Here is a 21,747-nt window from a genome sequence, read left to right as displayed (position 1 = left end):
TTAAACCCTCACATCACGACGGGCATCGCGGCCCCAAATTAAATTGATCATTGCTCGAGAGGCAAATACGCCTGTAAACATACTGGTTAACAAACCTAATCCGAGTGTTAAGGCAAAGCCTTGGATTGGGCCATTACCGATGGCGTACAGAATCACGGCGGTGATCATAGTAGTAATGTTGGCATCAAGGATGGTCGAGAACGCGCTGTCAAATCCCAGATCAATCGCTTGAGCGAAGCTGCGGCCTTCACGCATTTTGTCCTTAATACGTTCGAAAATAATAACGTTGGTGTCCACTGCCATACCGACGGTTAACACTAAGCCTGCAATGCCAGGAAGCGTTAACACCGCACCTGGTAGCAAAGCAATTAGGCCAAGCAAACAAAGCATGTTGGCACAAAGCGCCACGTTTGCTACCCAACCTAAGCGGCGGTACCAAAGTGCCATAAAGGTCAGTGTTAAACCCATACCTAAAGCCAGTGCTGCAAAACCGTTTTCAATGTTTTCTGCACCCAGAGAAGCACCGATAGTACGCTCTTCCACAATAGTAACCGGCGCAGTTAGTGAACCCGCACGAAGCAATAGCGCTAACTGCTGCGCATCGTCCATGCTACCTGCTCCGGTAATACGGAACTGGCTACCAAGTTGAGATTGAATAGTCGCGACGCTGATAACGCGCTCACTACGCTCGGTTACACCGCGATCGTTTGTCTTGTACTCTCGGTAAACGGTCGCCATTGGCTTGCCGATGTGAGTTGCTGAGAAGTCACTCATTTTCTTACCACCAGCGTGGTCAAGAGAAATATTTACTTCTGACATACCCATTTTGTCGACACCAGCACGAGCGTTTACGATGTGCTCACCCGTTAGGACTGGTCGTTTTGCCAAAATCACAGTACGACCGTCATTGTCTTGAAGAACAAGATCTTGGCTGCTGTGTGCTTGGCTTGCATCTTTCACTTCATAAAACGCCAAGCTTGCTGTTGCACCAATAACGTTTTTCGCTTGAGCAGGATCTTGTACACCAGGGAGTTCAATTCGAATGCTCTCTTTACCTTGGCGTTGCACTAGTGCTTCTGTGATACCAAGTTCTTCAATACGACCACGCATGATCTTCAAGTTTTGTTGAAGAGTCGAGGATTGAAATTCTTGGATATTTTGTTCACTCGGTTCAAGCACAAAGCCACGAGATGAACTTTTTGAAATCCAGCCAGGGTAGTTTTGACGCAAGAACTTGTTCACTTCCGACAATGCTTGCTCGCTGTCACTGTTTACCGTAATTCGGTTGCCGCTTTCTGCTCGAACTTGCACACCACGAACACGCTGATCACGTAGATTCGCTTTGATTTCATCAATCAACGCATCACGTTGCTCTTCAAACGCTTTATTCACATCAACATTCAACAAGAACTGAACGCCACCACGAAGGTCAAGACCGAGTTTAATTGGGCTAAAGCCCATCTCATTCAACCATTCTGGCGCAACCGATACGTATGAGAAAGTGATGCTGTCGTCTTTATTTAGCTCTTTGTTTAACAACGCACGAGCTTTACTTTGCGCATCTTCACCATCGAATACAATGGTTGTTTTACCGTCTTTTTCGATGATTTTGTCGGCTGAAATATGGTTGGTTTTTAGCAGTTGATTCAGATGAACAACCGACATTTCACTGTTGTTTTGATCCGCAAACGTCAACTGGATAGAAGGCTGTTCGCCAAACCAAGTTGGGATCGCACTTAAAGTTAAGATAATGACCGTCGTGATTAATACGACATATTTCCAAGCTGAGTAGTGATTCATCAGCTTTCTGTTCTTTTGCTGCTTTGGTGTTTTTTTCATGTAAACATCATCCCTTCACGATGAAGTGAAGCTTTTAATAACAAGGCTTAACACACGACAGATGCTCCCAGAATAAATTCAGGGTATGAAATGCTCAGAACGCTCACGTCCTGTCGAATACAATCGTCGTGTTAAGAGTGCACAATGGTGCAAATAGATGGTGTTTAGGCAGAGAACTGACTATTGAGTGCGACGTACATGGCATTGGTCTCTTTCCAACCAGAAATGCGATGATCGCTTGTGAAATGATAAAATGTGGACTGGTTGTGACGCCAGTTAATGTCCATCAAGCTGTATGCGTAACCCGCATCAGCGTAAAACGGAGTCGTGAGATCGCCGACAAAATCTACGTGCTCGTCATCAAGCCCTTCTCGTAAGTAAGACGTCCAGCGTTGAGAGTTAAACAAAGCAACGGAATCAAGACTTGCATGACCTTCAGATACTGGAGATTGAGAACTTTCTTCTGAAACTTCAGAGAAATCGACGGAAGAGTTTGGCGATACACTTGCAGCTACAAAAGGTTGTAGCTTAGAAAAGTGCGGTACGTGAGCCTTGTGATCGATTTGCGCAGCAGATACATGCACTGGTAGCAATACCATTGCAAATAGCAGCAAAATCAATTTTCTAAGGTAAATCCAAGGCATAGAGACTCACTAAAAACACAAAGAGCCAAGTTAGGTCACTTGGCTTAATGATAGTATTCCTATTGATTATGGTTCACAACTAAAAAGTTATAAATCTCTGATTTCAGGTTTGTATCGTTATTGCTTTTATCAAAACGTCTGTAGAGAACCAATGTAATCGGTCGTAAGTTACCGATAAAAAAGCTCACCCTTGTCGACATCTAAGTAGATCTTGTTCTCTTGCTCCAAACCGCCGCAATAGATGAAGTAAACATTGCGCTTTTTGAACGTCACAGAACGAACCCAACCTCCGAGCTCTTCAAAATCACTAGGATCACACGTTTCATCTTTCAGCAATTGCTGGGTTTTGTTTCGGAACATATCTAAATGCTCCTTCAAATCGTCTGACTTTTGCAGGTAACCATCCAAGATCTCTAATCGCTCTTGCTCTTTGATGACAGGCTCAGCGTCAGAGAGACCTTTCGAGTTGACCCATTCCGCAGTCTCTTCTCCACCATCTTCGTAAACGATGTAGTCAGATAGACGAAACCAACCCTCGACCTTTTCCAGCACAGACACTTTTTCGCCTTTGTAAAGCGCATCAACTATCAGAGACTTATCATCAGGCTTGTTGTAAACGTTAACGCGACGCTCGATAACGTAATATTCCGTGATTTCAGGAGCTGGCGCGTCCAAATCCATGATGGGTTTGGAGGCATCCCCTTTATCTAAAGGCGCCTTTTCCGTTTTAGCCACAACAGGCTTTTCAGGTTCGTCTTTTTGCATGAAAAAGAAATAGTAACCAGCACCCGCGCCACCCAACAGAAGAAGAATCAACACTGCGATGAGAACTTTTTTCATGTTCTTTTCCTTTTTATTCTTTGTGCTTATCTCGCCATCTATACTGTTTAGAGACAGTTAACTTACGTGAGCAATCATGATCAACAAACACTATTGGATGCTGATACTTATCTTGTTCCCTTTGCTAGGGTTCGCCAATGTTCAATGTAATCCATCTTCTTGGAATGACAATCTTACCCAATTCAACCGTTTAGAGTCCAACTACAATCAGCATGTTAAGGTGTTCAACACCTTGTTAAGTGAACACAAGCAGCGCCAACTGCTTTCGCAAACTTTTTCCACAGATGAACTCAGTTTGTTATGGCGCGCTAAGTACAATCAAAACCTGTTCCAAAATCAGCTAAAAGCCTCGGTTCAGTACAAAGAAGAGTTAACGCAAAAAGCAAATGAGCTTATCAAGCTTAGTACCGAGTCGCAGTGGGCAGCCAATGGCTGGGAAAAACTCGCTCAAAGTTGCAGACATAATAATGAAACAGCGAACCAAATCAGTGCAGAATGGTATCGAGAAAACGCTCAACAACTGGCTAAAGACTATACGAGCCTCTCCTCGCAATTTCTGGGATTGGCCCACCTTTATGACAAAGAAGCGAGTGCATTAAAATACGCCCAAGGCTCTCGCCATTAAACTGTTACAAAATGGGACTGTTCCCCTTAATAAAATTGATTAACCAATAACCAAACCAGCCATTTTATAGAGACATACGTCACAATAATGCTTTACTTACGCGCGTTTTTTGGTTAATTTACCCATTAACAAAGTTTAATAAAAAGTCACATTTGGCTGGAGATGATGCTACAAAAATGGTTATCAATCGATTAAGTAACAGGGATTGTCCTAATGCTACCAAAGCCAAGTTTTTGTCAGTAGTTAGGCACGTAAAAGAGTTCGGTTCAATTAGTGATTTGGACCTATGTAAAATCTTCGGAGAAACAATTTGGAGTGATGGAAGGGAATACCATTCAGCCGCGTTCTCATTTAAGGTTGATAGACAAACTGGTGACTGTAAGATCTCACAGTACAAACACCAATAAGGCTTAAAAGTTTATGAAGCGGAGTTAGGAAACTGGCTCCGCTTTTTTGATCATGATAATCGTGAAGTCGTGGTCGGAGTACCCCTCGATTAATTGTGCATCTGGGCATAGCCATCGGCAATAGCGCAACACCCCCACTTTGTTATGCGATTCTAGCATTCTCATGCTCGGCAGCTTTTCTTCATCGAGTAAGTTAAACACACAGCCTATTCGAGCCGCTCGGTACATCTTCTCAATCATTTCAATCGTATGATTGGCATTGCTCGATTTGTAGTTTAGTGAGCCTGACGCGAACACATAATCACTTTGAGGAAGAACAAGCTTAGAAAAGTCGCCACAAATGAAATTAACAGGCGTTTTAAAGGCTCTCTTTCTGGCCTTTGTGATGAACTGCTTCTGCTGATCAATGCCGACATAGCGCGCTGGATATTGATTCTGGCTCTCAATATATTCAAGTAGATCACCAAAGCCACAGCCAATATCGAGAATACTAACTGCCTCTAAACAAAGGCTACGAGTCAGCGCTTCAAATCGGCTGATTTGGCTATATTCGTCCTGCCAACCCAGCGTACGCGCTTTATCATTACCGAATTGTTTGTAACGCTTGCGGTGGTAGTTGGCAATCTTCAATCTATCGAGCCACTTCATTTATCTCCCCTCTTGCTCACTACAGGCACAATGATCAAATTAAATGGGTAAACAGCCATTTCCTTTTACCTGCCGAATAGCAAGGTGTGTGTGGATGTCTTTGACGTTTTCTAACCTTTGCAGCTTTCTCGTGAAGCTTTCGTATCCGGGAAGATCTTTACTGACCACTTCCAATAAATAATCGTAAGCGCCAGATACAACGTGACAAGAAATCACCTCATCCATATCGACGATTGCGGTTTCAAACTCATCGATTGACGACGCTTGGTGGTTATTCAAACTCACTTCAACGAACACCGTCATCGCAATACCTACTGCGCCACGTGAGATCATCGCTCGATATCCGCTGATAACCCCTTCTTGTTCAAGACGTTTTAAGCGCCTCGCACATGGTGAAGCAGAGAGCCCTACTTGGTCAGCGAGCTCCGCTGTCGTTAATGTGGCGTCTTTCTGTATGAGATGAAGTAACTGCCTATCAATTTTGTCCATGCCAACTCCCTTTGCCAAAAATCACTAAATTTAATTAATCAAACGCAGTTTAACACCAATACTGAAACAAAGTACGTCACATTTTGCCAACATGATGCGTCAGTTTCGTTCAATAATTACAGCGAACTTTACACATGGACGCGACAACGATGATTTTGGGATACGCTGCAATTTTAGTGACCGTACTGCTTTGGTCTGGTTTTTTCATTTCGCTCAAAGGTGGGGCAATTTCGGCACTACAACCTGCTGATATTGCTTTGGTGCGCTTTCTCGTTCCTAGCCTAATCTTGTTGCCTTTTGTAATGAAACATAAAGCCGCCCTAAAAGCCGTTCCCAACAAATACCTTACTGGTATTGTCTTGGGTAGCGGTTTACCTTATTTACTTGTAGCGGGCACTGCCATGCATTTCGCTCCCGTCGCGCATGGTAGCGCCTTAATACCTGGCACGTTGCCTTTGTTTGTTTCTGCCATTGCAGTCTTGTTCTATCAACAATCGCTGAGTCATCACCGCATTATTGGTCTTTCCACCGTACTGCTGGGTATTTTTGTGTTTCTGCTATCTAATATCGGGGAGGAATACAACTGGTCTCAACTTCAAGGGCACGCGATGTTTTTAGTTGGCAGCTTGATGTGGGCGGTTTTTACTATCAGCGCACGCGTAGCTAACCTCAACGCTTATGTATGCGCGGGTTTTGTCGCCATCGTCTCGTTACTTATGCTTATCATCGCAGTCGGGTTCGGTTGGATAGACAGTTATTTAGCGGTAACGCCTATCTCCAGTTGGCCTTGGGAGGAGCTGTTTAGCCATGCAATGTTACAAGGTGTCGGCGCAGGGCTTATCGCATCGTTTACGTTTATCTATGCCATAAAAATCATTGGCGCCGAAGCCAGCGCCGCATTTGGGTCTCTCACTCCCGTTGTCGCAACGTTGCTTGCCGTTCCAATCTTTGGCGAACAACCGGATTCGCTAACTTGGATCGCGTTAATTCTGGTCACTTGCGGTAGCGTGGTCGCTAGCCAAATCTTTATGAAGCATGAACTTACTCAAACTTATCGCCCACCACTTCACAGATAGCGATTAATTGACAAAAACTTTTATAAACCACACTTGATGAGTAAAACGGCGTTTTGGTAGCCTCTTTTCAATCAGAAATTGGAACCTCAGATCTTATGCCAGCAACTCATACGAAAGATGTACTGCATAAATTCCTCAAACCAGGGATGAAACTCTCGATTAACTTCGAATTTGGGCCAAAAGATAAATTCAGCTACTCAACCGTTTATTTAGGAATAAAAGAAAATTCTTATTTGATCCTCGATATTCCGATGCGATTGCTCGAAGATCAAGTGATGAGAAAACTGCATAACGCCGATGTGATTGTACGCGGCGTTTCCGACACTGAGCTTGGTCACGTGTTGGCTTTTAAATCCAGTGTACTAATGACAGCCGTTCGTCCTTCCCCTCTGCTCTTTATTCGCATACCCGGTACGTTTGCAACTAAGCCTGTTAGAGAGCACGAGCGTTACAAGCTACAAATGGACTGTACCATCGATCACAGCGGCAATATTTATGACGGCAGTTTGGTTGATTTTTCACTGGCAGGCGTCGGTGTTCAGACCTTTATTGAACCTGAGTTTAAGGTTGGAGACCGAGTTTCGGTGGTATCACCTCTTAGCATTCATATAGGAGAGGAAAATCCTTGCTTGATCGCCAATATAAAGAAGCAACCCAAAGGCTGGGTGATAGGCATTCGATTCGAGCAACCCATTACTATGACTGAAGATTTGAAAACTAAGTTGCTGGAACAGTCCTTTCTGACCAGCAACGTATGATTTAGTGAACTGAGACGCGTCAAGGCTATGATTGACTAAAGCGCGTTGCGGCAAAGCTGTTGAGTAACCGATGCACGGCATAAGTAACAAGCAAAGTGACCACGATGGCAAACAGTATGCTGCTGACTCGATACAAAGCACTAAAAATCAGGTCACCATCGGGCGTGAGATACTGTCCGAATAAGATCCCTAAAGTAGTGAGGCCTCCAAAGCCCGCACCTGAACCACTGGATTCTTTCACATGCATGTAACTGAATATCATCGCGCCAATCCAAAGTAACGGCACAATAAACAGCAAAGTATCTGACCAATCATACAAAATGAGCTGCCCGACGATACCAAAAGTCACGCCTAGCAATGTGCCCATCGCCCGTTTACGAGCGTAACCTAAAGCGCCATTCCAATGCATTGGAAACAGGAGCAACAAGGTTGTCGCCTGCGCTGACATGGAATCGTTCAAATCAAAGATCTGAAACACCAAAAAGGACATGGTTGCAATACTCGCCCCCATAAGAGCCTCATGTCGCATCCGATGGCTTTGTTTGGCTTGTGAAGGCTTTGGCGGCGGTTGACGAGGTTCCGCATCAGGAATCAAAAACGTCACCAAATACGCCACAATAATGGACAAAACGTTCGCCTGTAAGTTACTAAAAATAAGATCATTCAGATCCGTTGTCGGGTAACTAGCAAAGTGCAGCATGATACTCAAACTAAGCACACTGTTCGCGCCAAATAGAAACAAACTCCCTTTTGACATACAAGCAAACTTGTAAAGAAACAAGCAGAATGCAATCAAGGTCATCAACACCGGATGACTACCAAACAAGCCCCCCAAAATGCCAACCTCTAGCCCACAAACAACAGCGGAGAAGATTAACTGTCTTGATGCATGCAAGTTCACTACTGGTACCATACCGAGCAAAAGCATGGGTGTTACGGTGAAAAACACACCGTAGTTCCAGCCAAACAGCTTACACAGTGTAAAGCCGATGGTTGCGCCAGTTGCTATGCGTAGGCATTGTCTGAAATCGTTCTCAGACATGGGGTGGTCCCATAATTTCATACCACCTCCCAATCAATAGATGTAATGCAAAGTACTCAAAAAACGAATTTGCAGACGAGCCAGCCAACCTGAAATCGTGCTATCAGGCAATAGTTGTACCGTCGCACGAGCACCAGCCGGGAAAGCTTGTGGCTGTTCGTTGATAGACAAATGCAATCTCAAACGCTGAGCATCCCTCACCCAGCGGTTGGAATCTGTTGGTGTCGCGAGGCGGCCGTCTGCATCAAATTGCCCCGAGCTTACCCCGGCATCCAAGCTGGTAATGCGGGCTTCAAAAACCTCTCCTGGCAAACTATCAAAGGCCACCAGTGCTCGACTATCTCGGTTAAAATGACGCAAACTTTTCTCGCGAAAGTCCGCAATAATATCAACTTGATCCGAAACCAGTGCGATAAGTGGCGTCCCCGCAGCAGCGTAAGCACCTGTCTCTAACTGCAAGTTCGTGATAACACCATCGTGCTCAGCACTCACTTGAGTGTAAGAAAGGTTAAGCTCAGCTTGTTTTAGCTGGTTCTGAGCAACACGCACGTTGACGTTAGCTTCGCCGAGCTCGCCGCGACTTACTTCTAGCTCTTTCAGGCGGGCTTTTGCTGCTAGCAAATTCGCTTTTGCCGCTGTTGCACTACTCTGCGCATCATCACGTTGTTGTTGAGACGTACCGTTTCGGCTGAACAATGTATTCAGTCGATTGGCTTCACGGATTTTTTGCTCAGCGACGATTTTACTCGCTTCCACATCCGCTTTGGCGGCCGTGATAGAGGCATCCAACTGCTCATTGTTTTGGATCACTTGTTGTAAGTTTAATTGCGCTTTTTCTACCGCTAACTTGTATGGCTGCGGATCGATTTGGAACAACAAGTCGCCTTTTTGAATTTCTTGGTTATTTGCCACATAAAGATGGGTGATTTGCCCATTAACACGGGGGGCGACCTTAGTTACCACTCGGGTAGCCATCGCCTGAGGAGTTAACGGCATTGCTAAATCAGCAACAAGAAAATAGGCAAAGACAAGGACAAACGCAACGCAAGAATATTTGATCCAACGCGCGAACTTTTGGTCTGGAGTCATAGGCGTTTACTTCTCTTTTTTATTAGGATTTCTGACTTTATTCGCCAAGTGAATCGAGCGCATTGTGAGCAATTTGCTCTAGGACCAAGCCCAATTTCTTTAGCTCTTGGTCATTGATTTCTGAGAGCAGTTTTCGACGAACCTGCAAGATGCGTTCTTCCATTTGTATCAACAGCTCTTTGCCTTCGTCCGTTAAGCTGACAATTCGTGCTCGCTTGTCATGCTCACAACAACGTCGCGTAATGAGCGATTGCTCTTCGAGTAGTTTTAGCGTGCGCATCAACGAGGCAAGCTCAATCTCAAGCGCTTCAGCAAGTTGCTTTTGACTGATGTTGTCGCCCATTCGATACAGCTTCCAAAGCGCCGTCCAGCGCGGGTAAGTTAGGTTTAGCGGTTCGAGCTCACGGTCGGCAACCATCTTCCATAAACGAGCGACACGAGACAGTTTTTCGGCAAGGGACAGATCTATCAAAATGTTGATGTCTTGAATCATAAGATGCACTCTATTACTTAGCGTGCTAAGTAATATAATTTAGTTAGCACGCTAAGTAAATATTTTTATGATTTAAATCACAATGAATTTTTGCGCATTTAAAAGGTTGCGAAGAATTAAGATCTTCAGATTGCAGGAAAGAAAAAGCCCAACTCAGAAAAGCTAAGTTGGGCTAGGTAAACAAAGAAACTACCGTAAATGTGGCAGCAGACTATGTCCGTTCAATCAAGAAGCGCTGCTTGAAGTCAACAAAAGCCTCGTGGAGTGCATTTTCTTTAATGGGTTTCAGCAAAACATAGTTCGCGCCTGCTTCCATAAATGCATCACTGGTTTCTTGCGCAGTGTCGGCGGTGCAGGCGTAAATTGGCGTCCCCAATTTCAAGTTTTGACGAATCTCTTTCGTGGTTTCGATGCCACCAAGATGCGGAAGTTGGTTATCCATCAAAATCAAATCATAAGAGTGATCTTTTAAGAACTCCATGGCTTCTAGCCCATCTTTCGCCCAATCAACCTGCATCTTGTATTTGGTACAAAACGCTTTAAGAATAAAGGCGTTAGTATGGTTATCTTCCACCAGCAACACTTTCAGACTTTCATCAAACAACTCTGCAGGTTTTACACGTTGGCTCGAATCCAACGGAGCCAGAACTCGCTCACGATCTTTTACTGGCAGCGTAACAACAAATGTAGTTCCCTGCCCTTTTTGACTGCGAACTTGTACATCCCCGTCGAGCATATCGACCAAGTTTTTCACGATGGTCAAACCAAGGCCACTGCCACCGTATTCGCGAGTTGTGGTCGCTTCTTCTTGAACAAAAGGTTCGAACATTTCATCCAACTTGTCGGACTCAATACCGATACCCGTATCGCTGATTTCAACCACTAGCACACTATTGTCTGCGCCATAAAACTGCTCTAACTCGGCATGTAAACGCACGCAGCCCGATGGCGTGAACTTCACCGCGTTACTGACTAAATTAAACAGAATTTGATTCAGACGAACTTGGTCGGTGAAAATCTCTACATTGCCATCAAGCTGGTTTTCAATGACAAGTTCAACCCCTTTGTTTTTACAAATAGGGCGATAGATGTTTTCTAGCGTTCGCATGGTATCAGCGAAGGAGAAAGGATGTTTTTGGATATTGAACTTGCCTTGTTCAATCTTTGAGAAGTCCAAAATATCATTCAATACAGCAAGTAAGTGCTCACCACTGTGGCGAAGAACATCGATTTGGTTCTTCTGCTCTTCCGCTTCCACGGAATCTTTGAGTAGCTGCGCAACACCCAAAATACCATTAATTGGTGTGCGAATTTCATGGCTCATTTTAGCCAAGAAGTCAGCTCGCGCTTGCGCGGACTTTTCGGCTTCTCTGCGTGCTAAGTTACTTTGCTTTTCAGCTTCGATCAGCGTTGTAATATCTTGCCCTTGGACAATGATGCCGCTGATATCACCATCGACACGAATTGGCGATAAGTTCCAACGAAAGACTTTGTCACCAATCGGCACGTTCACTCCCGTCAGTGTCGCGCCCTGCGCTGCCATTCTTAAATGTGGTACCAGTTTGTCTTTGAATCCTTTAAATACAGGATGCATGGTTTCGATGTCATTTTCGATAACCAGTTCTTTGCGAGCTGCGGGGTTGATTTGGATCAGCACGCCCGCTTCTGACCACACCATGATTGGCGATAACGCGAAGTTAAACAGGTCTCGAAACGATCGCTTCTGAGCTTCTAATTCTTCAAACGTGCTTTCCAGCGTCGAACCAATGTGGTCAAACTCTTCAATATCCGACCCACCAAAACGCTCAAAGCCTTTTTCTTCGCGAGCAGAACGCGTGTAAGACATGAGCGAACCCAGCTCTTCCACAACTCGGTTTTCAATCCACTCTTTGGTCATCAGCGCAATCATAATCATGCCAATAACAGATGCTAACATCGCCAAAAAGTGTTGAATTTGCAGCGTAACAACACTCTGGTTGTCTTGCACGGTAAGTAACTTCAAGTTGGTGATGGCTGCGTTCACTTCAATCGGTGTTTGGATGATCAACAACTGATCTAACTTCTTCTGGGTCTCTTTGCGTTTCAACACATCGAAGATTTTGTATGACTCATCCCCCGCCAGTGAACTTGCTACAGGAATGTCGTTCGCCACCAGCACAACATTGTCGACGTTGCCTTCGTTTTTTAACTTTTCCATCAAGGCGAAGTTATTATCCAAGACGACCGCGTTGTACGAATACCCCATCACTTCGCCCGTTTTCGGCTCTAACACAGGAACACGGCGTAGCAACAAGTGACGAGCACCCATTGACGTGATTGATGTGACGTAATACCAATTATTACTGAACGTAACTTTGCTAGTCAGGCCGTCCAGCATTGAATCGTTGATGCCATAAAAATGCGCGTTCCCATCGTCCCAAATAATACCTTGATGGTCGGTGAGAAAACGAAATTCAGGTGTGTGCGAAGGATCACTCTGATCAATGCTGAGAAAGAAGTAATTTAAGGCTTCTTCATTTCGCTCCGAGTAAAAATCCAAAATCACATCACTTTTCGAATTGCTGTCGTGATGGATCTGAATCGCTGCAAAATGACTTTCAAAAATATTCAGAATCAACGCAGACGTTTGCTGCTTGGTTCGGTCGACCTCCTGCCAAATGATCTGTTTGGAGAAGTAATAACTCTGAACGAAAATGCCTAAAATGATCGGAGCAAGAACGAGAATAATAATTTTAGTTATAAGCGTCGACAGCGAGCGACGCTTTTTTAGCTTTGATGTAATTGTCATCAATTATCTGAGTATCTAAATGCACGTTTTCTGAGAGCTTCAATTCGCTCAGGGGAATCTGATTTGGTCACAACTTCGAAGTCCCCAGAGTACACCGTTGGTACAGGTTTACCTTCCAAATCCCATTTGATCGCCTCTGCCATCGCAATGCCAGTATCATCATTCATACGCATGACGGTGATATCTAACTCCCCTTTTAAGATAGCGTCTAGCTCAGCAGAACCACCGCCCCAGCCATTAATCATAACGTCTTCACGGCCAAGTTCAGACAGTGCTTCGACGGCACCTAACGCAACGTCGGTAGAACAAGCATAAATGAACTCGACATCTGGGTACTTTTTCAAGCTGGCTTTTGCTGCTTCATACCCGGACTGTTTTGTCGCTTTTGTATAGTAAGCAGATTGTAGTTCAAACTGACTGTCTTGGTTCACTTGATGAATGAATGTGTTACCACGGATATCGCTAATGTAGCCTTCAGAGAAGTACAAAACGCTGTAATGGGTATTTTTCGGGAACTGCTTGCCAAACTCCACAGCGAGTTCGCGACTGCCTTCAGCGTGATCGAAGCCGACGTACATAAAAGGCTGTCGAGTTTCCCATTCACGAACTGGCGTCGTGATATTTTGCAGGATAAGTTTGGTTTTGGTGGAATCTAAAACATGTTCAACAAACTTACGATGTCGGGTCGTATCGAGTGTAAAAATTAAGTAGTCGGAATTGCTTTTTAGTGCTTCCATCAAAGAAAGGCTTTGTTGTTTGATATCGGCGTTCGGTCGCGTAAACACTTGATTGATTTGGTAATCAATATTGAGTTTATCTAAGCGCTTCTCAAACGCGTCGATGTTTCTTATCCAGTAATCAGAAATCTGCTGCCCTGGATAAACAACGGAGATTTTTAATGGGTGTCTTTTTTCAGGGGCAATAGGCACAGGATCGTCTCTCACGGCCGCAGCCAGAGCATCCGTTAAGTGTTTCTGTTCTGGAAATTCATTTAAGAATTCTTGATACGCCCAGTAGCCGTTAAGAACCTGAGAGGCTTGTGAAGCCGGAGACATGCTGGCAATTGAAATCAGGGACAATACTAACGCTTTATTCATTTATTGCTCTTTTAGCTTTTTTATTGAGCCTACTTCAGCTCTGTTTTTGACCTAGCCGAGTCATCCTTTACTCTTGTAATCTACCTTCCACTGAGTGTTTGTTTCAATAGTAAATTTGTCTACTTGGAACAGAACATCGGGCCATTATGCGTCAGAATAGCCATACATGATATACCCAAAGTCCATATGGTATTCTGCTTTTATCTCAAGAAGCTTGGATGTATCGGGCTCGGCCGTATTAGTCAGCTGTATCAATAAATATAAATAAGCCGCCAATGTTGGCGGCTTATAAAAGACAATTGAAATTTAAGAATCCGAAAAACAGGCACTCAAACGGTCACGATGAACCGTTAACTTTGAGAGCAAGACTCAAACATCACTTGCTGATTGTCATCCACGGCAATCAAAGCTTTGAGTTCAACCAACTGCTCTTTCTTGCTCTTGGTTAGTTGTTTGATGAAATACTCAGCGCGCATTGCTGTTACTTTTGAGTCGAAACTAGTCGACCACTCTAAAACAAGAGGCCCTTTACCCTTGAGCGCTTTAGCGCCTTTGCCAAGTTGGTGCTGTTTAAATCGCCTTTCGATGTCATTGGTAACACCGCAATACAGTGCATTACGGTTATTGCGGATCAGATAAACGCTCCAGTACTGCTCAACACTTTCACTCATGAAAGTAGAGATTCTACCTGCGCTTTCAATGCATCGAGTTCTTCTCTTAACTCGGCAACTTCTTGCTCTAACTGAGCGACACGTTCTGAGCTTGATGAAGTAGCCGGAACTGCCACAGCCATTGCTGACACATCGACTTCACCACAGAACAAGTGCATGTAACGAGATTCACGCTTACCAGCTTCACGAGGTAACTTCACCACAAACGGGCCTTTCTCTTCGCTAGCAAGATGCTCAAGTACAGCTTCTACTTCTTTTACATCGTGGAAAGTGGCAAGGCGGTTGGTTCGAGTGCGGATCTCGCCTGGCGTTTGCGCTCCGCGCAGTAACATGCAACAGATGATGCCCTTCTCTTGATCCGACAATTTAAGATCGCCAAACTCGGTGTTGCAAAAACGATGTTGGTACTTGCTAACACGGCTATTGAAAGCGCTCTCATCGCTGACAAGTCGACGCTCAATCAACGCATCAACAGCATCAAGGACGTCAGATTCTGACAATGCCATCACAGGCTCACGGTTGCTTTTTTGGTTACATGCGTTGGTCAACGCGTTCAAACTGAGGGGATATTGGTCGGGGGTGGTCACTTCTTTTTCAATCAAGCAACCAATTACTCGTGCTTCAATTGCCGTTAGCTCAACTTTCATAATGCATTTCCTTATTATTTTTGCATTTGAATTTATACCTAAACCGCATCTAAGTCTTTTAAGTCTACTTTGCACCGTCGATTCAAAACGCTGCACGACTTGAAGCTGTTTAGGTATAGGTGCCAGGCTAAAGCATAGCGCAAAGACCTAGCACCCATCGCGAATCGGGGTCGGTCTCAATGCTCCGAGAGAATCGGCACTTTTCTCATATTGCCGTCTTCATCAATCATCATGATTTTCGAACGATTCAGTTCGACTTCCGTGATTTCAAGTTGGCTTCTCTCTTCAATGTACGCCGCTTTTAACTTTTCAGCCAAAGAGCTGGTGACTTTCTCATTATCTTGACTGTCGGCTTGCTCCGCAGTGTTACCAGAGTCCATATCAAGTTTCATCATTTTTCATTTAATGACGCTGATGATATAGCGAAGATCTCGCCATGACAACGTATCGATTTGTTCATAAATGCAAAATGCTATCCACTTATCGACAATAACCGTCGCAGAAAGACGCATCCGTACCCCCTCAATAACCCGTTCATGGTGCAAATTTTTTCATCTTCACTGCCCTCTAGTGCTCCCACCAAAGGGCAGTTTGTCAGCGAGATATGAGAATTGGTTGAGATTTGGTCAACTCTGCATTGTGATTGATCTAAAGACTGTTATGCCACGGGATGTTGTGCTTTAATCGAGGCAGATATTCACAAATTAGGAAAGGGAACCATGAGTAGCGTATTTGAAATCGTTAACCAAGCTCGTCGTAAAAACAAACTAAAACGTGAGCTACTTGATAACGAAAAGAAAGTTCGTGATAACCGTAAACGTGTAGACCTTCTAGAAAACCTACTAGACTACATCAAACCAGAAATGTCTCACGATGAAATCGTCGCTATCATCAAAAACATGAAAGCTGACTACGAAGACCGCGTTGATGATCACATCATCAAAAGTGCAGAGATTTCTAAAGCACGTCGTGACATCAGCCGTCGCATTCGCGAACTGACTGAAGAAGACAAGCAAACTAGCGGCAAAAAATAAGCCCAATTAGTTCAAGTTTTAAACCCCGAGTGAGCATTCCTTACTCGGGGTTTCTTTTTGTCACTTTGTAGTCCAGTGTGTACAATAAAACCATTCTCGAATCCCAACACACTCTAATTTCTATGCCTTCAACTTCTACTAACGCACAACCTACGTTAGCAAAACAACTGTTTACGATGACATGGCCAATGCTGTTTGGTGTGTTGTCTTTAATGAGTTTTCAGCTTGTCGACAGTGCATTTATCGGTCAGCTTGGCGTTTTGCCGCTTGCCGCTCAAGGTTTCACCCTACCGCTTCAAATGGTCATTATCGGCATTCAAGTAGGCTTAGGCATCGCGACTACCGCAGTGATCTCTAAAGCCTTGGGCGCGAATGATGCTCACTATGCCAAACAACTTGGCGGATTGGTCTTAATGATTGGTTCAATCGGTGTTGCGGTATTCGGCCTCTTAATTTGGCTGCTGCGTTACCCGATTTTATCTCTGCTCAGCGCGCCAGAAACTGTTATGCCTATCACAGATAGTTACTGGCCTTGGTGGCTGCTGAGTTCATGGGCTGGTGCAGTCCTTTATTTTTACTACAGTATTTGTCGTGCCAATGGCAACACTATGCTTCCGGGCACGATGATGATGGTGACAAGTGGTGTGAACTTGGTATTAGACCCGCTGTTCATTTTCACGCTCGATCTCGGCATTAATGGTGCAGCGTTGGCAACTTTAGTTGCATTTGGGTTTGGTATCCTTGTCGTTGCGCCAAGAGTGAAGCGCAACCACTGGGCTACAACGCAATGGCAAGATCTGAATGTGATGAAAAGCGTCTCTTCGATAGGTAACATCATGGGGCCAGCCATGGTCAGTCAATTGCTGCCGCCGCTCTCTTCAATGTTAGCGACCAAGTTGCTTGCCAGCTTTGGAACTGCCGCAGTCGCTGCTTGGGCGCTAGGCTCACGTTACGAGTTTTTTGCCATTGTGTCTGTATTGGCACTGACCATGTCGATGCCTCCAATGGTGGGGCGCTTGTTAGGCGCAAAGAACTATCGAGACATTCAATCTCTGGTTGGAATAGCGGTTAAGTTCATTCTTGGCTTCCAGCTTTTGATTGCAGCGATTACCTTCTTGCTTGCAAACCCGCTCGCATTGTTAATGACAAGTGATACCCAAGTAGAACAAGTGCTCCACATGCATCTAATGATTGTGCCGATAAGTTTGGGCTCTCTTGGCGTTTGTATGCTGATGGTGTCGATTTGCAATGCGCTAGGGAAATCGTACACAGCATTAACCATTTCGGCATTACGCTTGTTTGTTTTCTTCCTACCTTGCCTATGGCTGGGTGCACAACTGGGCGGTATCAGAGGTCTGCTGTTTGGTGCGTGTGTGGGTAATATTATGGCGGGTATTTCTGCTTACCTTACTTACCGTAAAACCATACACAAACTTGCGATAAAGCAAGCTACAGCCTAAGTTTTAGTATTAACAAAGAAGCCCTCAACTGAGGGCTTCTTACTATCAGCTTTTGGCTATACCATGCACAAGTTTACTGGTCAGCAGGGAATACTACGCCAGTTTGTTTGCGTACTTCAGTCAATACTTTTGCAACGGTCAACGAACGTTGTTTCATTTGTTCATCCATCACACCAAGCTTTAACTGCTTCGCAAATGCTTCTGCTTCGTAGAACATATGATTCTCGGTTTGAGGCAAAGTTAGGGTCTCTTTTTCTTCACCACGAAGAATACGCTCTACACCACGGCCTGTGGCGATCATATCGACCAACACACTGCCTTGCTCACCTTGAAACTCGCTTGGGATAAGAGAATCACTGACTTTCGAGTGCAGAAGATTTACGTTAAAGCCATCATAAGCCAGCGTTACGCTGCCGCATCCGTCAACGCCAGATGGAAGCACATGCGCACTGGCTTGAACGGAGTTCGGCTCACCAAACAACTCAATCGCAGAACCCACGCAGTAATAACCGATGTCCATGATGGAGCCATTGGAGAACGCAGGATTGAATGTGTTTGGATTTTCTCCATTTAGGTATTTTTGGTATCTCGATGAATACTGGCAATAGCTGATCGTCGCATGTCGTAACGGAGCGATAGACGGTAAGCTCTCTTTCAATACTTGGAAGTTTGGTGTGTAAGGCGACATAAACGCTTCAAACAACACAACGTTGTTTTCCTCAGCACAGGCAAACATCTGTTGTGCCAATGCATAGTTCGAAGCCATTGGCTTTTCACAAATGACGTGCTTGCCCGCTTTTAACATTTGAATGGCTTGAGGAGCATGAAGCGAATTCGGACTGGCGATGTACACCGCATCAATGTCTGCATCCTGACCTAATGCTTCTAGGCTGTCGTAATAAGTATCTGCATCATAAGGCGTGCCAAACAAACGTGCTTTTTCTATATCTCTCGAATACACAGCTTTAAGGCAAAACTGCTTGGTTTGGATTGCCGCTTCAACAAATTGTTGCGAAATCCAGTTAGTCCCGATAACAGCGAGTTTAAACATGTCACTTCCTTTATATTCGTTCTAAAAAGCCGTAATGAATTCGGCTTATCAGTGCGATTTAAGCAAGCTTTAGTTCATTAAACAACTCAAATAACTGGTTAGATTTATACGGCTTTGGCAAATACGCATCCATACCCGCAGCAAAACAATTGTGAATGTCCTCTTCCAACACACTCGCGGTCAAAGCAATGATGGTTGTTTTCTTGCAGCCCACTTTCTTTTCCCAACGGCGAATCTCTTTTGTCGCGGTTAGGCCGTCCATCACCGGCATCATACAATCCATCAAAATGGCGTCAAACTGCTCACCTTTGGTGATGGCATCCAGCGCTTCTTGCCCGTTACTCGTAATTAAGTAGTCGTACCCTGCTTTATCTAAGAAAAAGCTTGCGATTTTTTGGTTCATTAGATTGTCTTCAGCAATCAATATTCTTCGATGAGTTCGAGATATTTTAGATTCAGCGCGAGATGCAATATTTGTGACATTGTCACGCAATGTATTCTTTTCGAGCTTAGCTAGCTCTTCGATGGCATGTTTGAATCGATTACCCAAGAATGGTTGAGTCAACACGGCATGCACGTTTTCCGCGTTTGTGTAAGAACTCGTCAAATGGTGCTGGCACACTACTACTCGACGAACATCATAAACTTCAGCCAGTTCACTCAAACAGCCATCGATATCCATCTGACCGTCATTACATAAGAAAATGACATCGAAATCTTCATCTAGCGCTTTTGCTTCCGAAAGTGAGTTAACGCCTACCAGCTTAATTTGAGCTAAACGACACTCTTGGACAATTTGCTCTGCATAAGCATAGTTATCACATATAAAGAGCCCTCTTTTGACCACATCGGAATGCCAACCAAAGAGAGGTAACGCCTCTACTTCTATTGAAAAACCAAAGCATGTGCCCACCCCCTTGGTCGAGGTTGCCACTAGCTTGCCTCCCATCATCGACACTAGTTGGCGACAAATCGCAAGCCCTAGCCCTGTTCCGCCAAACTGTCTCGAAACGCCTTCGTCTTCCTGAGTAAACGGCTCAAAAATGGTCGCCAGTTTGTCCCTTTCGATACCGATGCCCGAATCCTTGATAAGAAATGTTAGCGAACCTCGCCCTTGCTCTAACGCTTCTTCGTAGCTAACGTCGACTGAGATATAGCCTTGTTCAGTAAACTTAACGGCATTGGAAACCAGATTAGTAATGATCTGTTTGATGCGATGATCATCGACCATCACGCGAGCCGGAATGTTTTCATCCAATGAAATATCGAGCTCAAGCTTTTTAGACGTAGCTTTAGATTGAAACAAAATCACCGATTGATAAACGACTTCGCGAATGTCAGCTTCAACCAACGACAATTCGAGGCGCCCCGACTCGATCTTAGACAGATCTAGAATATCATTTAGCAGTGCAAGCAAAGTTTGAGAAGAGGTATCGATGTCATCCACGACTTCTTGCTGATGAGGTGATAGCTCACTTTGCGACAAAATTTCAGTCATCCCCATGATGCCATTCAACGGCGTTCGAATCTCATGGGACATGTTGGCAAGAAATACAGATTTTGCTCTATTGGCTGCCACTGCCGACTCTTTGGCGTGCAGTATTTCGTGAGTTTGCCTTTGCTTTTCTTCCACCACACGATTGACTTGCTGCGCAAAGAGAGTGAACTCGTCACTACCATCGACTGCGACTTTTTTCTCTTTTTCTTCCTCATTAACAAGGGCATTAAGAGCATGAATGATCGCGCCAATCTTGCTGTTAACACGATACCAAGTGGCAACCCCCAGCCAGCCAAGCAAGAGAAGAACTACCGCAACACCACAGGTAATGAGCAATACATTTCGTTTTTGCTCATTGACTTGAGTAAGTAGGGATTGCTCAGCTTGACGAGTAAATCCTTCAATCATCATTTGCAATCGCTGAACCCGAAAATCGAGTTCGTCAAGGTAAGCCGCATAATCGCTGCGTGGCATGTCGCCATTCATCAGCCTCGCTCTTGATTCCAAATTACGTTGATAGCGGGGGGAGCTGAAAAGGCCAAGCAGTTTATCGACATGCGCATAAGATGCCCCCAAATGCAAAAATGCATCTAGATTTTGCTGCTGACGATCAATGGTTTGAAAAAAAACGCTTTGGTTCAGCTTCGCATCTGGATCCATCACTAAACGGTAGGTCAGCCAAGCCTCTTTTTGCGTCCAATAAGATAATTGAGCAAGGTAAGCAATAAAGTTCTGCATAGCGTGCCCATCGCTATTTCCATACAGCTGATAGTTTTGTAGCAAAGAAAGCGACATTTCTTGCAGCAACTGAAACGCCCAATCACCCACTTCATCCGTGTTGGTAAGATCCCCAGACACCATACCAAGCATCGCTTCTTTTAAATCATCGGCGTACTCGGAAGTGTGTGGATTAGTGGAAAATTTATGATGCATGGAGAGCACCACATTATTTTGGACATCCACTTCGATGCTTAAAGGCGTTTCCTGACCGTATTGGCGTCTGTCTTTTTCCATGCTGTAGATAAAGTGCGAAGCCTGAGATATCAGCTGGAATCCCTGTATGTTGCTTACGGTTTGATTGAGGTGATCGACTCGCACCGAATTGGCATAAAACTGGTGGATCGCAAAAGCAACGATCACCACTGCGGGTAATAACGCTAACAACGCTAAACGTGTTTTGATTGATAATCTCAGCATCCATCTTTCCATGTGTTACGAACGCCTACTGATTTAATACTAGACTAGTTTCACACATTAATAATGGATATTGATGAGTTAAAAAACACCCTCATTTCACCTAGTAACACTAGGGATATAGGGTTACGGCGGGTTTAGGTGCCTGTTTTAAACTGTGATTCAAAGCAAGTTTTTTGATCATCAAAAAATGACCTAAACGCTCAAATCCAAGTCATACCTAAGCAGCAAAATGTAAAACAGACATTTATCATTTGAATGTTTACCACTCCCGTTGTCTTATCGAGTGAGATCACATTAATCTAGAAAAGAATCGAGGCTATTTACATTTAGATTTTGAAGCTATTCGTTATCGTT

21 protein-coding genes are annotated in these 21,747 nt (G+C 44.4%); 6 read left to right on the top strand and 15 right to left on the bottom strand.

The features are described from left to right. The 3 genes from secD to NL646_RS00335 all read right to left on the bottom strand — a co-directional run bounded on the left by secD (position 1) and on the right by NL646_RS00335 (position 3,323). A complete protein-coding gene (secD, locus tag NL646_RS00345; protein ID WP_005373570.1) occupies positions 1 to 1,839 on the bottom strand; it encodes a protein translocase subunit SecD in 1,839 nt (612 codons plus the stop codon). Between the two features lie 164 nt (positions 1,840 to 2,003). Further along, complete coding sequence (locus NL646_RS00340; RefSeq protein ID WP_005477272.1) at positions 2,004 to 2,483, bottom strand: hypothetical protein; 480 nt, start codon at positions 2,481 to 2,483, stop codon at positions 2,004 to 2,006. Between the two features lie 168 nt (positions 2,484 to 2,651). Next, positions 2,652 to 3,323 carry an SH3 domain-containing protein gene (locus NL646_RS00335; RefSeq protein ID WP_025612736.1) on the bottom strand — a complete coding sequence of 224 codons (672 nt, stop codon included), beginning with the start codon at positions 3,321 to 3,323 and terminating at the stop codon, positions 2,652 to 2,654. Positions 3,324 to 3,399: 76 nt separating this feature from the next. On the opposite strand from NL646_RS00335, the gene NL646_RS00330 reads away from it, so the two are divergent. Next, a complete protein-coding gene (locus tag NL646_RS00330; RefSeq protein WP_140379385.1) occupies positions 3,400 to 3,948 on the top strand; it encodes an ATPase in 549 nt (182 codons plus the stop codon). A gap of 176 nt (positions 3,949 to 4,124) precedes the next feature. Beyond that, entirely contained in the window at positions 4,125 to 4,355 is a 231-nt protein-coding gene (locus NL646_RS23415; RefSeq protein WP_025621960.1) for a hypothetical protein, read from the top strand. Between the two features lie 24 nt (positions 4,356 to 4,379). Here NL646_RS23415 and NL646_RS00325 read toward each other — a convergent pair whose 3' ends face one another. Together NL646_RS00325 and NL646_RS00320 are read right to left on the bottom strand one after the other, a co-directional pair. After that, complete coding sequence (locus tag NL646_RS00325) at positions 4,380 to 5,003, bottom strand: bifunctional 2-polyprenyl-6-hydroxyphenol methylase/3-demethylubiquinol 3-O-methyltransferase UbiG (RefSeq protein ID WP_005463481.1); 624 nt, start codon at positions 5,001 to 5,003, stop codon at positions 4,380 to 4,382. A gap of 39 nt (positions 5,004 to 5,042) precedes the next feature. After that, complete coding sequence (locus tag NL646_RS00320) at positions 5,043 to 5,492, bottom strand: Lrp/AsnC family transcriptional regulator (RefSeq protein ID WP_005485150.1); 450 nt, start codon at positions 5,490 to 5,492, stop codon at positions 5,043 to 5,045. A 149-nt stretch (positions 5,493 to 5,641) separates the two neighbouring features. On the opposite strand from NL646_RS00320, the gene NL646_RS00315 reads away from it, so the two are divergent. After that, the gene (locus tag NL646_RS00315; RefSeq protein WP_024700028.1) at positions 5,642 to 6,568 is read left to right on the top strand and encodes a DMT family transporter; all 927 of its coding nucleotides are present in this window, start codon (positions 5,642 to 5,644) and stop codon (positions 6,566 to 6,568) included. A gap of 95 nt (positions 6,569 to 6,663) precedes the next feature. Next, positions 6,664 to 7,326, top strand: coding sequence for a flagellar brake protein (locus tag NL646_RS00310; RefSeq protein ID WP_005499292.1), 663 nt, complete (start codon positions 6,664 to 6,666; stop codon positions 7,324 to 7,326). Positions 7,327 to 7,351: 25 nt separating this feature from the next. Here the strand turns inward: NL646_RS00310 and NL646_RS00305 are convergent, their stop codons facing one another. From NL646_RS00305 to NL646_RS00270, 8 genes are all read right to left on the bottom strand, one after another. After that, positions 7,352 to 8,389, bottom strand: coding sequence for a DUF2955 domain-containing protein (locus tag NL646_RS00305; protein WP_025500375.1), 1,038 nt, complete (start codon positions 8,387 to 8,389; stop codon positions 7,352 to 7,354). Positions 8,390 to 8,401: 12 nt separating this feature from the next. Further along, positions 8,402 to 9,457 (bottom strand): HlyD family secretion protein, encoded by a 1,056-nt coding sequence (locus NL646_RS00300; protein WP_015313427.1) that lies wholly within the window; start codon positions 9,455 to 9,457, stop codon positions 8,402 to 8,404. Positions 9,458 to 9,494: 37 nt separating this feature from the next. Then, positions 9,495 to 9,950, bottom strand: a complete 456-nt coding sequence (slyA, locus tag NL646_RS00295) for a transcriptional regulator SlyA (protein WP_253663690.1) — start codon at positions 9,948 to 9,950, stop codon at positions 9,495 to 9,497. 211 nt (positions 9,951 to 10,161) lie between these two features. Beyond that, positions 10,162 to 12,738: a quorum-sensing autoinducer 2 sensor kinase/phosphatase LuxQ gene (gene luxQ / locus NL646_RS00290; RefSeq protein WP_025521028.1), complete on the bottom strand. Its 2,577-nt coding sequence runs from the start codon at positions 12,736 to 12,738 to the stop codon at positions 10,162 to 10,164. Beyond that, positions 12,738 to 13,835, bottom strand: coding sequence for an autoinducer 2-binding periplasmic protein LuxP (locus tag NL646_RS00285; RefSeq protein ID WP_253663689.1), 1,098 nt, complete (start codon positions 13,833 to 13,835; stop codon positions 12,738 to 12,740). Before NL646_RS00285 ends, luxQ begins: the two co-directional genes overlap by 1 nt. Before the next feature lie 350 nt (positions 13,836 to 14,185). Further along, entirely contained in the window at positions 14,186 to 14,506 is a 321-nt protein-coding gene (locus NL646_RS00280) for a GIY-YIG nuclease family protein (RefSeq protein ID WP_025547865.1), read from the bottom strand. After that, complete coding sequence (locus NL646_RS00275) at positions 14,503 to 15,153, bottom strand: YceH family protein (protein ID WP_253663688.1); 651 nt, start codon at positions 15,151 to 15,153, stop codon at positions 14,503 to 14,505. The genes NL646_RS00280 and NL646_RS00275 overlap by 4 nt, the downstream gene beginning before the upstream one ends. 176 nt (positions 15,154 to 15,329) lie before the next feature. Further along, complete coding sequence (locus NL646_RS00270) at positions 15,330 to 15,545, bottom strand: hypothetical protein (RefSeq protein ID WP_025637880.1); 216 nt, start codon at positions 15,543 to 15,545, stop codon at positions 15,330 to 15,332. A 327-nt stretch (positions 15,546 to 15,872) separates the two neighbouring features. On the opposite strand from NL646_RS00270, the gene NL646_RS00265 reads away from it, so the two are divergent. Further along, positions 15,873 to 16,187 carry a DUF496 family protein gene (locus NL646_RS00265; RefSeq protein WP_005453573.1) on the top strand — a complete coding sequence of 105 codons (315 nt, stop codon included), beginning with the start codon at positions 15,873 to 15,875 and terminating at the stop codon, positions 16,185 to 16,187. 122 nt (positions 16,188 to 16,309) lie between these two features. Continuing rightward, positions 16,310 to 17,647, top strand: a complete 1,338-nt coding sequence (locus NL646_RS00260; RefSeq protein WP_253663931.1) for an MATE family efflux transporter — start codon at positions 16,310 to 16,312, stop codon at positions 17,645 to 17,647. Between the two features lie 73 nt (positions 17,648 to 17,720). On the opposite strand, the gene NL646_RS00255 is transcribed toward NL646_RS00260, so the two are convergent. Continuing rightward, the gene (locus tag NL646_RS00255; protein WP_029809894.1) at positions 17,721 to 18,698 is read right to left on the bottom strand and encodes a Gfo/Idh/MocA family protein; all 978 of its coding nucleotides are present in this window, start codon (positions 18,696 to 18,698) and stop codon (positions 17,721 to 17,723) included. A 58-nt stretch (positions 18,699 to 18,756) separates the two neighbouring features. Further along, entirely contained in the window at positions 18,757 to 21,393 is a 2,637-nt protein-coding gene (locus NL646_RS00250; RefSeq protein WP_253663687.1) for an ATP-binding protein, read from the bottom strand. Positions 21,394 to 21,747 lie beyond the last annotated feature (354 nt).

The organism is Vibrio sp. Y20_XG_PY13, from assembly GCF_024181925.1.
In the GTDB taxonomy this organism is placed as follows: domain Bacteria; phylum Pseudomonadota; class Gammaproteobacteria; order Enterobacterales; family Vibrionaceae; genus Vibrio; species Vibrio parahaemolyticus.
This window is presented reverse-complemented; position numbering and strand designations above follow the sequence as displayed.

What these genes read in the sequence shown, in the direction of transcription:
- secD (WP_005373570.1), bottom strand. Translation starts at nt 1,839, where the DNA reads ATGAAAAAAACACCAAAGCAGCAAAAGAACAGAAAGCTGATGAATCAC.
- NL646_RS00340 (WP_005477272.1), bottom strand. Translation starts at nt 2,483, where the DNA reads ATGCCTTGGATTTACCTTAGAAAATTGATTTTGCTGCTATTTGCAATG.
- NL646_RS00335 (WP_025612736.1), bottom strand. Translation starts at nt 3,323, where the DNA reads ATGAAAAAAGTTCTCATCGCAGTGTTGATTCTTCTTCTGTTGGGTGGC.
- NL646_RS00330 (WP_140379385.1), top strand. Translation starts at nt 3,400, where the DNA reads ATGATCAACAAACACTATTGGATGCTGATACTTATCTTGTTCCCTTTG.
- NL646_RS23415 (WP_025621960.1), top strand. Translation starts at nt 4,125, where the DNA reads ATGGTTATCAATCGATTAAGTAACAGGGATTGTCCTAATGCTACCAAA.
- NL646_RS00325 (WP_005463481.1), bottom strand. Translation starts at nt 5,003, where the DNA reads ATGAAGTGGCTCGATAGATTGAAGATTGCCAACTACCACCGCAAGCGT.
- NL646_RS00320 (WP_005485150.1), bottom strand. Translation starts at nt 5,492, where the DNA reads ATGGACAAAATTGATAGGCAGTTACTTCATCTCATACAGAAAGACGCC.
- NL646_RS00315 (WP_024700028.1), top strand. Translation starts at nt 5,642, where the DNA reads ATGATTTTGGGATACGCTGCAATTTTAGTGACCGTACTGCTTTGGTCT.
- NL646_RS00310 (WP_005499292.1), top strand. Translation starts at nt 6,664, where the DNA reads ATGCCAGCAACTCATACGAAAGATGTACTGCATAAATTCCTCAAACCA.
- NL646_RS00305 (WP_025500375.1), bottom strand. Translation starts at nt 8,389, where the DNA reads ATGAAATTATGGGACCACCCCATGTCTGAGAACGATTTCAGACAATGC.
- NL646_RS00300 (WP_015313427.1), bottom strand. Translation starts at nt 9,457, where the DNA reads ATGACTCCAGACCAAAAGTTCGCGCGTTGGATCAAATATTCTTGCGTT.
- slyA (WP_253663690.1), bottom strand. Translation starts at nt 9,950, where the DNA reads ATGATTCAAGACATCAACATTTTGATAGATCTGTCCCTTGCCGAAAAA.
- luxQ (WP_025521028.1), bottom strand. Translation starts at nt 12,738, where the DNA reads ATGACAATTACATCAAAGCTAAAAAAGCGTCGCTCGCTGTCGACGCTT.
- NL646_RS00285 (WP_253663689.1), bottom strand. Translation starts at nt 13,835, where the DNA reads ATGAATAAAGCGTTAGTATTGTCCCTGATTTCAATTGCCAGCATGTCT.
- NL646_RS00280 (WP_025547865.1), bottom strand. Translation starts at nt 14,506, where the DNA reads ATGAGTGAAAGTGTTGAGCAGTACTGGAGCGTTTATCTGATCCGCAAT.
- NL646_RS00275 (WP_253663688.1), bottom strand. Translation starts at nt 15,153, where the DNA reads ATGAAAGTTGAGCTAACGGCAATTGAAGCACGAGTAATTGGTTGCTTG.
- NL646_RS00270 (WP_025637880.1), bottom strand. Translation starts at nt 15,545, where the DNA reads ATGAAACTTGATATGGACTCTGGTAACACTGCGGAGCAAGCCGACAGT.
- NL646_RS00265 (WP_005453573.1), top strand. Translation starts at nt 15,873, where the DNA reads ATGAGTAGCGTATTTGAAATCGTTAACCAAGCTCGTCGTAAAAACAAA.
- NL646_RS00260 (WP_253663931.1), top strand. Translation starts at nt 16,310, where the DNA reads ATGCCTTCAACTTCTACTAACGCACAACCTACGTTAGCAAAACAACTG.
- NL646_RS00255 (WP_029809894.1), bottom strand. Translation starts at nt 18,698, where the DNA reads ATGTTTAAACTCGCTGTTATCGGGACTAACTGGATTTCGCAACAATTT.
- NL646_RS00250 (WP_253663687.1), bottom strand. Translation starts at nt 21,393, where the DNA reads ATGCTGAGATTATCAATCAAAACACGTTTAGCGTTGTTAGCGTTATTA.